The 12,623-nt window shown below is 42.9% G+C and carries 13 protein-coding genes; 5 read left to right on the top strand and 8 right to left on the bottom strand.

Going from position 1 to position 12,623, the window contains the following annotated elements; translation table 11 throughout:
- Window positions 1–50 precede the first annotated feature (50 nt).
- Window positions 51–485 (top strand): helix-hairpin-helix domain-containing protein, encoded by a 435-nt coding sequence (locus tag AC59JT_RS16845; protein WP_497401094.1) that lies wholly within the window; start codon window positions 51–53, stop codon window positions 483–485.
- Window positions 486–498: 13 nt separating this feature from the next.
- On the top strand, window positions 499–660 hold the full coding sequence (locus AC59JT_RS16840) for a hypothetical protein (protein WP_497401092.1): 162 nt from the start codon (window positions 499–501) through the stop codon (window positions 658–660).
- Between the two features lie 5 nt (window positions 661–665).
- Here AC59JT_RS16840 and AC59JT_RS16835 read toward each other — a convergent pair whose 3' ends face one another.
- From AC59JT_RS16835 to AC59JT_RS16820, 4 genes are all read right to left on the bottom strand, one after another.
- Window positions 666–1,130 (bottom strand): hypothetical protein, encoded by a 465-nt coding sequence (locus AC59JT_RS16835; protein ID WP_497401090.1) that lies wholly within the window; start codon window positions 1,128–1,130, stop codon window positions 666–668.
- A 118-nt stretch (window positions 1,131–1,248) separates the two neighbouring features.
- Entirely contained in the window at window positions 1,249–2,799 is a 1,551-nt protein-coding gene (locus tag AC59JT_RS16830) for an Rne/Rng family ribonuclease (RefSeq protein ID WP_497401088.1), read from the bottom strand.
- 228 nt (window positions 2,800–3,027) lie between these two features.
- Entirely contained in the window at window positions 3,028–3,870 is an 843-nt protein-coding gene (locus AC59JT_RS16825; protein ID WP_497401086.1) for a tetratricopeptide repeat protein, read from the bottom strand.
- A gap of 11 nt (window positions 3,871–3,881) precedes the next feature.
- The gene (locus tag AC59JT_RS16820) at window positions 3,882–4,181 is read right to left on the bottom strand and encodes an HU family DNA-binding protein (RefSeq protein ID WP_497401084.1); all 300 of its coding nucleotides are present in this window, start codon (window positions 4,179–4,181) and stop codon (window positions 3,882–3,884) included.
- 174 nt (window positions 4,182–4,355) lie between these two features.
- Between AC59JT_RS16820 and mutY the strand changes: the two genes are divergently transcribed.
- Both mutY and AC59JT_RS16810 read left to right on the top strand, forming a co-directional pair.
- Entirely contained in the window at window positions 4,356–5,399 is a 1,044-nt protein-coding gene (gene mutY / locus AC59JT_RS16815; RefSeq protein ID WP_497401082.1) for an A/G-specific adenine glycosylase, read from the top strand.
- A 25-nt stretch (window positions 5,400–5,424) separates the two neighbouring features.
- Window positions 5,425–5,841 carry a single-stranded DNA-binding protein gene (locus AC59JT_RS16810; RefSeq protein ID WP_497401080.1) on the top strand — a complete coding sequence of 139 codons (417 nt, stop codon included), beginning with the start codon at window positions 5,425–5,427 and terminating at the stop codon, window positions 5,839–5,841.
- Window positions 5,842–5,912: 71 nt separating this feature from the next.
- Here AC59JT_RS16810 and AC59JT_RS16805 read toward each other — a convergent pair whose 3' ends face one another.
- Window positions 5,913–8,093: a S9 family peptidase gene (locus tag AC59JT_RS16805; protein WP_497401078.1), complete on the bottom strand. Its 2,181-nt coding sequence runs from the start codon at window positions 8,091–8,093 to the stop codon at window positions 5,913–5,915.
- Between the two features lie 144 nt (window positions 8,094–8,237).
- Here AC59JT_RS16805 and AC59JT_RS16800 point away from each other — a divergent pair, with 144 nt between their 5' ends.
- Window positions 8,238–9,767 (top strand): serine hydrolase, encoded by a 1,530-nt coding sequence (locus AC59JT_RS16800; RefSeq protein ID WP_497401076.1) that lies wholly within the window; start codon window positions 8,238–8,240, stop codon window positions 9,765–9,767.
- A 3-nt stretch (window positions 9,768–9,770) separates the two neighbouring features.
- Here AC59JT_RS16800 and AC59JT_RS16795 read toward each other — a convergent pair whose 3' ends face one another.
- The 3 genes from AC59JT_RS16795 to aspS all read right to left on the bottom strand — a co-directional run bounded on the left by AC59JT_RS16795 (window position 9,771) and on the right by aspS (window position 12,574).
- Window positions 9,771–10,250, bottom strand: a complete 480-nt coding sequence (locus tag AC59JT_RS16795) for an FKBP-type peptidyl-prolyl cis-trans isomerase (protein ID WP_497401074.1) — start codon at window positions 10,248–10,250, stop codon at window positions 9,771–9,773.
- 41 nt (window positions 10,251–10,291) lie between these two features.
- Entirely contained in the window at window positions 10,292–10,744 is a 453-nt protein-coding gene (locus tag AC59JT_RS16790) for an FKBP-type peptidyl-prolyl cis-trans isomerase (protein WP_497401072.1), read from the bottom strand.
- 84 nt (window positions 10,745–10,828) lie between these two features.
- Entirely contained in the window at window positions 10,829–12,574 is a 1,746-nt protein-coding gene (aspS, locus tag AC59JT_RS16785; RefSeq protein WP_497401070.1) for an aspartate--tRNA ligase, read from the bottom strand.
- Window positions 12,575–12,623: the final 49 nt, after the last annotated feature.

Below are 12,623 nucleotides of genomic sequence, written 5' to 3'. Positions count from 1 at the left end.
ATTGCAAAGTTTATTACTAATTTTATTAGCAATAAAGATGCGCTTATACAATGAAGGTAAATTTGGAACTGACAGAAGCTGAAAAGCTTGTTTTGAAACAGAAAAAAGTAACTCAAAAAGCCTTGGATGGTTTGGCTATTGACGAGATCATCGAAGTTCTTCAACCATTACCCCAACGCGAAAAAACATTAAGTGCCTTGTTTGAGTTTCAAAGTCTTCCATCAATAGGCCTACAGTTTGCAAGAGACCTGATATTTTTAAACTATTACAGCCTGGCTCAATTGAAAGATAAGAGCGGGCCCGATCTGTTAGATACTTATGAACTAAAACTGGGTTCCCGGGTTGATCCTTGTGTGGAAGATCAATTCAGGTTAGTTGTTCATTACGCTAACAATCCGCAAAGCAAAAAGCAATGGTGGGATTTTACCGCTGAGCGTAAGGCATTCCGTAATCGGAATGGCTATCCAGCCACGAGGCCTAAGTAAAAGAACAATCGATATGAAACCTGACAAAATAAATTTAGAATGGATACCCAACGCCTATCAGGAAAACATCCCGCCAGGTAAAGCAAGAGAAATATCGCTGATATCGCCCATTGTAAAAAGCACCGGCATCTATCCCACCCAAAAATCGCACAAAAACAAAAAGAGCAGACGTTAACTAGATTAGTCTTTTATCATAAAGCTAATAGAGCCCTTATTAATACAAATCAGTTCGACATCAGGCGTATTTTCCGGAGTTAGTATCACTGGCTTATTAAGTACACGAGCAATATTGGACATATACTCAATCAGACTTTTATGCTTGGCAATTGAGCTGATTTCTTTGGGATCTATATCATTTTCAATTTCTTCATCGGTAAAGAAGTAAATTTTAATACTAATGTCGTCTAATAAAACAGTTGCTGATAAAACCCACGCGTCTGTATCTTCCCAGGATCGAAAAACCTTCTTAATATCAATTTGCTTTTTCGTTGTGTCGGTTTCGTGAACATGAAAAGTTGTATCATAATTCCGATTTACCAAGTCCGACCATTTGATCCAATCTTCCTTAGTGGTTCCTTTTACAACTATGTCGCGCAACGAACCATCTATAAAATAAACGTGCTTTTTAAGCTGATCCCAATTCATTTTGAAATGTAATGCCACATAAATATATTAAGATAGATGCATATCTAATTGCCCAAAAACAAAAAGAGCAGACGTTAACCAACATCTGCTCTTTTTGCTTCATCCGCTTGGGGCGCTATTACAATTTGATCTCTTCTTCTTTCGCATTAAAAAAGTGAAACTCGGTTAACTGGTAAGCCGGGTTGCTTTTAACCTTTATCCATTGGTTATATTTAAAGAACCATTTCATTTGACGGTTAACTAAGCCTTTTTTAATGTAAGCTTCAATATACGGGTGCACACAAAGGGTTATACCTTTCTCGTTTTGCTCGCCCAGTATATAGTTAAAGTTGTTCTCTATATCGTCTATCAACAATACTGTTGGGCGTATAGTACCTGTACCATTACATGCAGGGCAAACCTCGGTAGTTACAATGTTCATCTCCGGGCGTACGCGCTGACGGGTAATTTGCACCAGGCCAAATTTACTTGGCGGTAATATGGTGTGCTTAGCCCTGTCGTGCGCCATTTCGGCACGCAGAAAATCAAACAGATCTTTACGATTGTTTGGCTTGTGCATATCAATAAAATCGATCACCACAATGCCGCCCATATCGCGCAGGCGTAACTGGCGCGCAATTTCTTTAGCTGCCTCTTTGTTTACCTGGAAAGCGTTTTCTTCCTGGTTCTCTTTGTTGGCTGTACGGTTGCCACTGTTTACGTCAATAACGTGCAGGGCTTCGGTATGTTCAACAACCAGGTAAGCGCCACCGGCCAAGTTCACGGTTTTACCAAAGGCTCCTTTTATTTGTTTTTCAACACCGTAGTGCTCAAATATGGTATCCTTGTGTTTGTGTAACTTAACGATGTTCTCCAGGTCGGGAGATATGTTTTGTACGTATTGGCGCACCTCTTCGTAAAGGCCCGCGTCGTTTACATAAATATGCTGAAAATCCGGATTCAATATATCCCGCAGGATAGTTGACGTGCGGCCAATTTCGCCTAATACTTTTTTAGCCGGCTCAACCGATGGCAGGCGGGTAGTAAATGCTTCCCACTTTGATATCAGGTCTAACAGGTCTTTCTGCATCTCTTCCACACCCTTGCCTTCAGACACGGTACGGATAATTACACCAAAGTTTTTAGGCTTAATGCTCTCAACAATTTTGCGCAAACGGGTACGCTCCGTGTTACTCTTTATCTTTTTTGATATAGAGATAACCTCGGAAAACGGCACCAGTACCACATACCTGCCGGCTATAGATAGATCTGAACTTAAGCGGGGACCTTTTGTTGATATAGGCTCCTTGGCTATTTGCACAGGGATGAGCTGATTTTTGGATAATATCTCAGAGATCTTTCCTCCCTTACTGATATCTTCCTCAAGCTTTAAACCATCTAATAGCTTTGACTGGTAACTTCCACCACGCACTTGCTTGGTCAGTTTCAGGAGCGTTTGCACCTGCGGACCAAGATCAAGATAATGCAAAAACGCATCTTTCTCGTAGCCAACATCTACAAAAGCAGCATTTAGCCCGGGCATAATTTTTTTAATGCGGCCTAAATAAATATCACCAACAGTATAATTGTTGCTGATCTGCTCTTTATGAAGCTCTACGAGTTGTTTATCCTGTAATAATGCAATGGTAGCCCCGTTAGGGGATGAATCGATAATTAATTCTTTTATCAACTGCTACTCCATTTCTTGAAACGGCAAATTTTTACCGCTTACTATTTAAAGGGTAAAAAACAATAATGCCTTATTTACTCGCTACAAAGCAAATAAAAAAAATAAGGGGTTAGCCCCTTATTTTTTCTTGTGCCTGTTTTTTCTTAAACGTTTTTTACGTTTGTGAGTGGCCATTTTATGTCTTTTACGTTTTTTACCGCTTGGCATAATAATAATTTTTTAAATGTGTTAATTCTGTAATTCGTTTATATACTCGTCAATACGCTGACCGAAAGTAGGATCAGGCATTAATTCTTTGCATTTTTTATAAGCCGCAAGTGCTTCGGGTTTATTACCTATCTGCTTGTAACTTTCAGCCAGGTAAAAGTATGATTCAAAATCGGGCCTAACACTAACAACAGTTTTAAAGCGCTGTATAGCTTTATCAAACTGGCCTGATTTCATGGAGAACAAACCTAAATTAAGGTTAGCGTTCAAATTGTTTGGTTCTTTAGCCACTACCTCGCGCAGCAAGGCTATACCTTGCATTGGGCTGGCGCCGCCGTTTACATAGGCAACACCTAAACCTGTTTTTGCTTCAAGGCTTTCGGGCTTAAGTTTGCTTGCGTTGGTAAAGGCTTCAACAGCATTCGCTACAAACGTAGGCGCCGAAATAGTGTCTTTACTAAACTTATAAGCATCGTTAAAGCGGGTGCCGGCGTTTAACCATGCGGCATAGCTATTATCTTTACGGGCAATTGCCTGGTAATAAAATGCTGCCGGCGCGGGCTGATTTACATCGTCCCAGTGTTTTGCCAACTCTTTTTCTAACGATATCTTATCGGCATCCGTCGATGCTGCTTTTAACTGGCCTTCCAGCTCAGTAATAGGGCCTGCTAAAGCTTCGCCAATGGCAGTTTTAGCAGGCTCTGATACGGTAGCTACATCCACATGGGCATCGGTGTGTTCGCCAGGGGCGCCGGTTGCCGTATCATGGGTTTCGCTTGATTTAATTCCTTTAACCGGTTGTGCATACAAATAGCCCATAACCGCTAAAACGGCTACAATAACAGCTATTTGGATTTTTTTCATCGGTTTAAAAATTATTTTGCTTTTGATGCTTTGTTACCTGTTTTTACTTTCTCAACAAAGGTTTTTGCCGGTTTAAAGCTAGGTACAAAATGCTCGGGGATTATAATAGCAGTATTTTTTGAAATGTTACGAGCAGTTTTTTTAGCTCTTTTTTTAACAACGAAACTACCGAAACCTCTAACATATACGTTTTCGCCACCAACCATCGAGTTCTTGATCACTTTGAAAAACGCCTCTACTGTCTCTTGCACATCAACTTTCTCTATACCTGTCTTAGATGAGATCTCAGTTATAATTTCTGCTTTAGTCATATCTAACTTTACTTAATTAATATATAATTACTTAACTTATTTGGGGTTGCAAAAGTATCTCTTTATTAGTAAAGAATGAAATTATTATACCATTTTTTTCGTTAGCGCTAAAAGTGTAGTGGAATATTTACAAACGCCATACAATTAGGCACATATAAGTTACTTTTGTTACCCATGAATTTTGCCCACGAACTTATAAACTGGTACCATAATAATAAGCGCGATTTACCCTGGCGACATACCACCGATGCCTACACTATTTGGCTATCAGAAGTGATATTACAACAAACCCGGGTTGAGCAGGGCCTGCCTTACTTTAACCGCTTTGTTGAACATTATCCCACCGTTACCCATTTTGCCGCCGCGCCCGAAGACGACATACTAAAACTATGGCAGGGCCTGGGTTATTACTCACGCGGGCGCAACATGCTTAAAACGGCGCAACTGGTTCAGCAGGAGTATGGTGGGGTTTTTCCGCAGCAATATGATGAGCTCATTAAACTAAAAGGCATAGGCGAGTATACCGCGGCGGCCATATCCTCATTTTCTGCCAACGAAGCGCGGGCCGTAGTCGACGGCAATGTGTACCGTGTGCTGGCGCGATATTTCGGCATTAGCGAGCCTATTAACAGCACGCAGGGTAAGAAGATGTTCCAGCAACTGGCTAATGATTTACTGAACCGGCAAAACCCGGCTCTGCACAACCAGGCCATGATGGAGTTTGGCGCCACGCTTTGCAAACCTAAAAATCCGGCTTGCGGTACCTGCCCGGTTAAGGAAGGCTGCTATGCCTTTTTAAATAACGCCACTACCGCTTTGCCGATAAAACTTAAAACGGTAAAAATAAGGGAGCGCTTTCTGAACTATTTTGTTTATACGGACGAGCGTGGCGTACTGATGAAAAAGCGTGATGAAAAGGACATATGGGCCAACATGTATGATTTTCCGCTGATTGAAACACAAACGCAGCTTACCGTTTATGAACTAGCCGAATTGCCCGAAACAATTGACCTGGCCGGAAACAACATTAACTTAAACGAAAATTTTCCCATAAAAAAACATATTCTAACACACCAGCATTTGTACGTGCGATTTATCATTTTAAGCAAACAACCTATAAGCATATCGCCAGAGTGGTTTTTCATAGAAGTAGAAAATTTAAAAAAAGTGGCCCTACCTAAAGTAATTTTTATATTTTTAGATAATATTTTAAATTAGAAATAAAGAGAGTACATTTAACCCCATGTCTGGAATAAACAAAGTAATACTAGTAGGTCACCTAGGAAAAGATCCCGAAGTTCGTTATTTAGAGGGCGGCGTATCAGTAGCCAGTTTCCCTTTGGCTACATCAGAAACCTTTAATAAAGACGGTAAAAAGGTTGAACAAACCGAATGGCACAACATAGTATTATGGCGAAGCCTGGCCGATGTGGCCGCTAAATTTTTGCAAAAAGGCAAACTGGTTTACATCGAAGGTAAATTACGCACACGATCTTTTGAAGACAAAGAGGGCGTAAAAAAATATACTACCGAAGTAGTGGCCGAAAACTTTACCATGCTTGGCCGCAAAACAGATTTCGAACCCGAAACCCGCCAGTCATCCTCAAAAACAGACGCTGCCGGCTTCGGCCCGGAAGATCTGGACAATATGCCTTTTTAATTAAAACTATATCAAACCAAAAAAGAAAAGCCCCGCTAGTTTTAGCGGGGCTTCCTTTTTTTCTGGCAACTCTATCTTCCTCCCGGAGGGCAATACTGCCTTAAATATTTAGTGAACATAGTTTGCAGGTGCAATGATGTACCAACGCCTTCTGAGATTGAATGCGAACGGTTAGGATACGCCATCAATTGAAATTGTTTGTTATACTTAACCAATTCATTGATCATTAACTCGGCGTTTTTATAGTGTACGTTATCATCGCCGGTACCATGTATCAATAGCAGGTTACCACGCAGGTTCTTGGCATAAGTAACCGGCGAGCCTTTGATAAACGGTGCTCTGCCGGCATCATCAATCGGCACACCCATATAACGCTCCTGGTAAATGTTATCATAAGTTAACTGGTCATCAACGGCTGCTACAGATATACCGGTTTTGTAAATATCCGGGTATTGAAACATCAGGTTAAGGGTTGACGAACCGCCGCCGCTCCAGCCATGTACCGCCACACGAGATGAATCCGTAAAAGGCCATTTCAATATCTCCTTAGCAGCCATCGCCTGGTCGCGGATATTGATCAAACCAATGTTTTTATAAATCGCCTTGCGCCATGGAGCCCCTTTTGGCGCCGGTGAGCCACGACCATCAACAGAAATATAGATATATCCGTCATCAGCCATACTGCCTGCATACAGGCGGTTTTTGCCGGCGCTATAAGTATCTGCAGTGGTTTGAGTAGCGGGTTCGCCGTAAACCATAAATACAACAGGGTACTTTTTGGCAGGATCAAAATTGCTTGGTTTAACCATCCAGCCGTCCATTTCAATACCATCAACGGTTTTTACTTTGAAAAACTCGGGTTTGTTTTTAGCGGTGGCGTTTAACTTAATTTCGGCACCGCTGATGTGTTTATGATCCGGCAGGCTGATGATTTCGCTGGCCGAAGCAGTGTAGCTGTTTTGAAAGCCGTGTATGGCTACTTTACCATTAGGCGATATTTCATAACTGTGCGTACCGGGTAAATTAGCCGGGGTTAAGCGCTCAGCTTTACCGCTGCCATTTAGTTTAGTGCGGTACAGGTATTTCTGCGTAGCGTTGTCCGGCGATGCGATATAGTACACATAGCCGCCTGCTTCATCAACCAGGGTAAGGCTTATTACATCATAATTACCTTTGGTTATCAGCTCTTCTTTCCCCTCTTTGCTTATTTTATAAATATGCTTCCAGCCGTCTTTTTCGCTTAGCCAAATAAACTGTTTGCCGCTGTTTATCCAATCCCATTTACCAAAGGTGCCTCTAACATCAACCCATGAGTTATTGCTTTCTGAGCTGATAACACGTGTAGTACCGTTTGATATATTGCCGATAAAAATGCGGCTTTCATTTTGCGCGCGGTTTAGTTGCTGCAGGATGATCTCGTTCGGGTTGTTTGTCCACTCCATACGTGGCAGATAATGCTGCACTGCATCGCCCGGAACATTGATCCAGGTTGTTTTGCCCGAGCTTACTTCAACCACACCAATTTTAGCCGAGCTCGGGTCTTCGCCTGCTACAGGGTATTCTACCGGTACCACGTACGGATATATCGAGTCGGTAGTGTTCAACATTAAATAGTTTTTGATCTTGCGGGCATCAATCTGCCAGTAAGCTATCGTACGGCTATCCGGTGCCCAGCGGAAACCATCTAAACAACCAAACTCTTCTTCGTAGGCCCAGTCGAAAGTGCCGTTTATCAGGCGCGATGTGCCGTCGGTAGTCATTGGTTTAATAGCGCCTGTTGCCAGGTCTTCTACATAAACATTATGCTCGCTTACATAAGCGGCTTTAGTACCATCCGGAGATATTTTGGCAAACATCAGCGACGATACCGGTTTGCCAATACCTAATTGCTTTAAAGTTTTAGCTTCGGTATCATACACCCAGTAATCGCCACGGCTATCCTGGCGCCATACGCGCTTGGTGTTGTTGTTTATCAGTACCTTTTTTCCGTCCTCGGTAATAGTAAACCTGCGGATAGCCAAAGGCGCTTTACCCGGCTGGGTAAGCATAGCTTTAGTAACGATAACGGTTTTTTTGGATGCGTCGCGGGTGTCTAATTCAACGATCTCACCATCCTGCGTGGTGTAGTATTGGTAGCCGTCTTTGGCCCAGTAGGTGGCTCCGCCGCGTTGAGCTAGTGCTTTTGTTTGCACACCGGCAAACAGCATTAATGCGGCAGCGTTTAGTAGTAAGTGTCTTACGCTAATGTTCATATAGTTTATTTATCAGTTAATGGTTATGGCTTATTTAAATTTTGGATAAAATGTGCACTTTTAGGCGCGTTTAACGTTATCTTAATAAACCCATAAGACCACAAATTTAATTATCCGTTGCATATATACACTATGGTTAAACAAATGAAAAAAACAGGGCTGTTATTCTGTCTTATTTTGCTGGCAAGCACAACCTTCGCGCAACGCGTAAACCGCGATGCTTTTATACGCGACAGCCTTGACCTTTATATTAACCAGGCCCTAACCAAATGGCGCATACCGGGCGCAGCAGTTTTTATTATTAAGGATAACTATATCATACTATCGCGCGGTTATGGCATACGCGAACTGGGCTTAAATGACAAGGTAGACGAGAATACCCTGTTTATGATAGGCAGCAACACCAAAGCCTTTACTGCCACAGGCCTGGCTATGCTGGAAGCTGAGAACAAACTCAATTTAAATGACCCTGTAACCAAATATCTACCATGGTTTAAATTGGACAATAAAGCGGCCTCCGACCAGACTAATATTCGCGACTTGTTGAGCCACCGCCTGGGTTATAAAACCTTCCAGGGCGATTTTACATTCTTTAACAGTAACTACACCCGCCCGCAAATTATTGAGAAGTTGGGGCATTTAAAAGCCCCTTACCCGTTCCGCACCAAATGGGGTTACTGCAACGCGGCATTTTTAACCGCAGGCGAAATATTAGGAAAAGTAGCTGTACAGCCCTGGGAAGCATTTATGAAGGAGAAAATATTTGCTCCCATAGGCATGACCAACACCCTGGCGTTAACTGCCGACCTGCCAAAAGCATTAAACCGTACCGTAGCACATACTTTGGTTGATGAACGCTTAACGGCTATACCTTATGGCCAGTTAGACGGGCTGGCACCGGCGGCCAGCATCTCCTCATCAGCCAATGATATGGGTAAATGGGTAAGGGCTTTGTTGGATAATGGCAAAGTAGGCGCCAGGCAGGTTATCCCCTTATCAGCCATACAGGCAACGCGCCAGCCGCAAAGTATTGTGGGCAGCAGCAGCCATTTAAACGGCGAGATCAACTATCAGTTATATGGCTTAGGATGGTTTTTGCAGGACTATTCAGGGCATCGCCTGGTGATGCATGATGGCGGAGTAAATGGTTATGTGTCATCAGTAACCTTATCGCCGCAGGATAACCTTGGCATTGTTATATTGACCAATACCGACGAGAACCAGTTTTATGAAGCCCTGCGTTGGGAGATATTGGATGCCTATTTCAAGATGCCTTTCCGCAATTACAGCGATAGCTACCTGGCAAACTATAAAAACAATACAACTGCTAAAAACCTGGCTAATAAAAAGCTACGCGATTCGACCACACTGAAACTACAACCGGCACAATCTGTAAATAACTATACGGGTAAATATCACAATGACCTGTATGGAGATGCCACTATAACCCGTGGCGAAGGTAACGACCTGGAAATGCGCTTTGAACACCACCCAAAAATGTATGTGCGCATGCAACCTTTGGGTGGAAATCGTTTTTATGCCGTGTTTTCAGATCCTATATACGGTAAATCCGTGTTCCCGTTTACGGTACAAAACGGGCGGATAACAAGCGTACGCGTAAAAGTTGCCGACTTTGTTGAGCAGGACCCTTACGAATTTAAAAAAGTAAACTAGGTTTTAGTTTACGAAGCCTTGTAAGCTGATATCAAAAATAAGCACAGAATTGGCAGGGATGCTACCTTCCTGGTTACCGTATCCTAAACCGGAAGGTATGTAAAGCGTGATCGATCCGCCCTTACCGATCATTGGTAAGCCAATTTGCCAGCCTTTTACCAGGTCGGCCAGTTTAGGGAAGTTGATGCTGTTTTTAGTTTCAACTACGGTACCATCAACCAGCATCAATTTGTAAGCAATAGTTACGCTTGAGTTTACTGTAGGGTGTGCGCCGGTACCCGGGTTATGTATCACATAATAAAGGCCCGACGGATCTTTGGTTGCTGTTATATTATTGGTAAGTAAATAGTATTTTATGCTGGCGTCATCTTCGGCCGCTTGTGCTTCTGCATTAAATTCGTAAGCGGTTGTGTTAACCACCTTACGGCATGATGAAAATGCCACGCTGATTATTAAAAGGGAAAGTATAAAGTATTTTTTCATAATAACTGTAACTGTTATTTGCTGTCTTGATCAAATATTGTTTAGTAGAAGCCTATCAAATCTACCGAAAACACCAATACCGAGTTTGGAGGTATGCTGCCTGACGCGTTTGAGCCATAAGCTTTGGTAGAGGGTACGATAAACAGGATACGACCGCCGGTACCTATTTTAGGCATAACAGCCTGCCAGCCTTTTATAGTTCCGGACAATTTAACGTTAACAACGCTGCCTGAGTCAAAGGTTTCACCATTTAAAAATTTGCCGGTATAAGTTACCTGTGCAGTTGAAGCCAGGTTTGGATTAGGCGTGGTTCCCGGATTAATGATCTGGTAATAAACGCCGGACGCATCTTTGGTGGCGGTGATGTTATTTGCCTTTATATAAGCCTGTATCTTGGCGTCATCTATCGCTATTTGTTCGGCTACCACATCAACTTTCTCGCACGACGACAAGCCAATAATCAGCAAGCTTAACAACAAAAGGTATTTTTTCATATTTATACTCTGAATAACGAAATTATATATAAAAATTATACGCGGTTAAAATTTAACTTCTTTTAACGCTTTCGCGGATAATAATTAGAGTGCTGTTTTAATTTTAAGCTCATTCAATTGCGCATCGGCAATGGTTGATGGCGAATCGATCATCACATCGCGGCCCGAATTGTTTTTAGGGAATGCGATCACATCGCGGATAGAATCCAGCCCCGCGAAAATAGAAGCCAATCTGTCAAAACCAAAGGCTATACCACCGTGTGGAGGTGCACCATACTCAAATGCGTCCATTAAAAAGCCGAACTGTTTCTGCGCTTCTTCAGGCGAAAAGCCTAAATGTTTAAACATCAGGGCTTGCAAAGCACGATCATGGATACGAATTGAGCCGCCGCCTATTTCAGTACCGTTTATTACAAGGTCATAGGCGTTTGCTCGTACTTCACCCGGTTTAGTATCTAACAGTGCAATATCTTCTGGTTTTGGCGATGTGAACGGATGGTGCATAGCGTGATAGCGCTCTGTTTCTTCATCCCACTCCAGCAGCGGAAAGTCTAGCACCCATAGCGGTGCGAAAGTATTTTTATCGCGCAAGCCTAAACGGTTACCCATTTCTAAACGTAACTCGTTTAACTGTTTGCGCACTTTATCGGTTGTGCCGGCCAATACCAGCATTAAGTCGCCTTGCCCGGCATCAAAAGCGGTTGCCCAGTTTTTCAGGTCGTCTTCACTGTAAAATTTATCGACTGATGATTTTAAGGTACCATCGGTGTTGTAACGGCAATAGATCATGCCGGTTGCACCAATCTGCGGGCGTTTTAGCCATTCGGTCAGTTCATCAATTTGCTTACGGGTATACTCGGCACAACCTTTGGCGTTGATACCAACAACCAGTTCGGCGTTGTCAAAAATGCCCAGGCCTTTGCCTTTAACTACGTCGTTTAATTCCACAAACTGCATCCCGAAACGGATATCCGGTTTGTCTGAACCATATAAACGTGCCGCATCAGCATACTGCATACGCGGGAAATCATTAAACTCAACACCTTTTACTGTTTTAAACAAGTGGCGGGTTAAGCCTTCAAATATATTCAGGATATCTTCTTGAGTGATGAAAGCCATCTCACAGTCTATCTGTGTAAACTCCGGTTGACGATCGGCGCGTAAATCCTCGTCGCGGAAACATTTTACGATCTGGAAATAACGGTCAAAGCCACTCACCATTAATAACTGCTTAAATGTTTGCGGCGACTGCGGCAAAGCATAAAACTCGCCGGGGTTCATGCGGCTTGGTACCACAAAGTCGCGTGCGCCTTCAGGGGTTGATTTGATCAGTACCGGGGTTTCAACCTCAATAAAATCAAGGCCGTCTAAATACTTGCGTACTTCCTGGGCCATTTTGTGGCGTAACACCAGGTTGTTACGTATAGGGTTACGGCGCAGGTCAAGGTAGCGATATTTCGCTCTCAGCTCCTCGCCGCCATCAGTTTCGTCTTCAATCAGGAATGGCGGTATTTTGGCCGCGTTCAATACTTCCAGGCCACTAACTGCAATTTCAACTTCGCCGGTAGGTATCTTGGTGTTTTTGTTGGTACGCTCAATTACGGTACCGTCAACTTTAATTACAAACTCACGACCCAGGGTACGGCTGGCTTCGCGTATAGCGTCGCTGGTATCGGTATTAAACACCAATTGGGTTAAACCATAACGGTCGCGCACATCAATAAATGTGGTACCGCCCAGGTCGCGCGATTTCTGCACCCATCCGCATAAAGTTACCGACTGGCCTAAATTGCTGATATTTAATTCGCCGCAAGTATGTGTACGTAGCATAGTTGTGTATTTTGTAAAGTTTGCAAAAGTAGTGTTTTGAGGTGAAAGG

It is taken from the genome of Mucilaginibacter sp. A3364, from assembly GCF_059690715.1.
The sequence above is the reverse complement of the archived record's forward strand: the minus strand, read 5'-3'. Positions and strand labels throughout refer to the sequence as shown.

What these genes read in the sequence shown, in the direction of transcription:
- AC59JT_RS16845 (WP_497401094.1), top strand. Translation starts at nt 51, where the DNA reads ATGAAGGTAAATTTGGAACTGACAGAAGCTGAAAAGCTTGTTTTGAAA.
- AC59JT_RS16840 (WP_497401092.1), top strand. Translation starts at nt 499, where the DNA reads ATGAAACCTGACAAAATAAATTTAGAATGGATACCCAACGCCTATCAG.
- AC59JT_RS16835 (WP_497401090.1), bottom strand. Translation starts at nt 1,130, where the DNA reads ATGAATTGGGATCAGCTTAAAAAGCACGTTTATTTTATAGATGGTTCG.
- AC59JT_RS16825 (WP_497401086.1), bottom strand. Translation starts at nt 3,870, where the DNA reads ATGAAAAAAATCCAAATAGCTGTTATTGTAGCCGTTTTAGCGGTTATG.
- AC59JT_RS16820 (WP_497401084.1), bottom strand. Translation starts at nt 4,181, where the DNA reads ATGACTAAAGCAGAAATTATAACTGAGATCTCATCTAAGACAGGTATA.
- mutY (WP_497401082.1), top strand. Translation starts at nt 4,356, where the DNA reads ATGAATTTTGCCCACGAACTTATAAACTGGTACCATAATAATAAGCGC.
- AC59JT_RS16810 (WP_497401080.1), top strand. Translation starts at nt 5,425, where the DNA reads ATGTCTGGAATAAACAAAGTAATACTAGTAGGTCACCTAGGAAAAGAT.
- AC59JT_RS16805 (WP_497401078.1), bottom strand. Translation starts at nt 8,093, where the DNA reads ATGAACATTAGCGTAAGACACTTACTACTAAACGCTGCCGCATTAATG.
- AC59JT_RS16800 (WP_497401076.1), top strand. Translation starts at nt 8,238, where the DNA reads ATGAAAAAAACAGGGCTGTTATTCTGTCTTATTTTGCTGGCAAGCACA.
- AC59JT_RS16795 (WP_497401074.1), bottom strand. Translation starts at nt 10,250, where the DNA reads ATGAAAAAATACTTTATACTTTCCCTTTTAATAATCAGCGTGGCATTT.
- AC59JT_RS16790 (WP_497401072.1), bottom strand. Translation starts at nt 10,744, where the DNA reads ATGAAAAAATACCTTTTGTTGTTAAGCTTGCTGATTATTGGCTTGTCG.
- aspS (WP_497401070.1), bottom strand. Translation starts at nt 12,574, where the DNA reads ATGCTACGTACACATACTTGCGGCGAATTAAATATCAGCAATTTAGGC.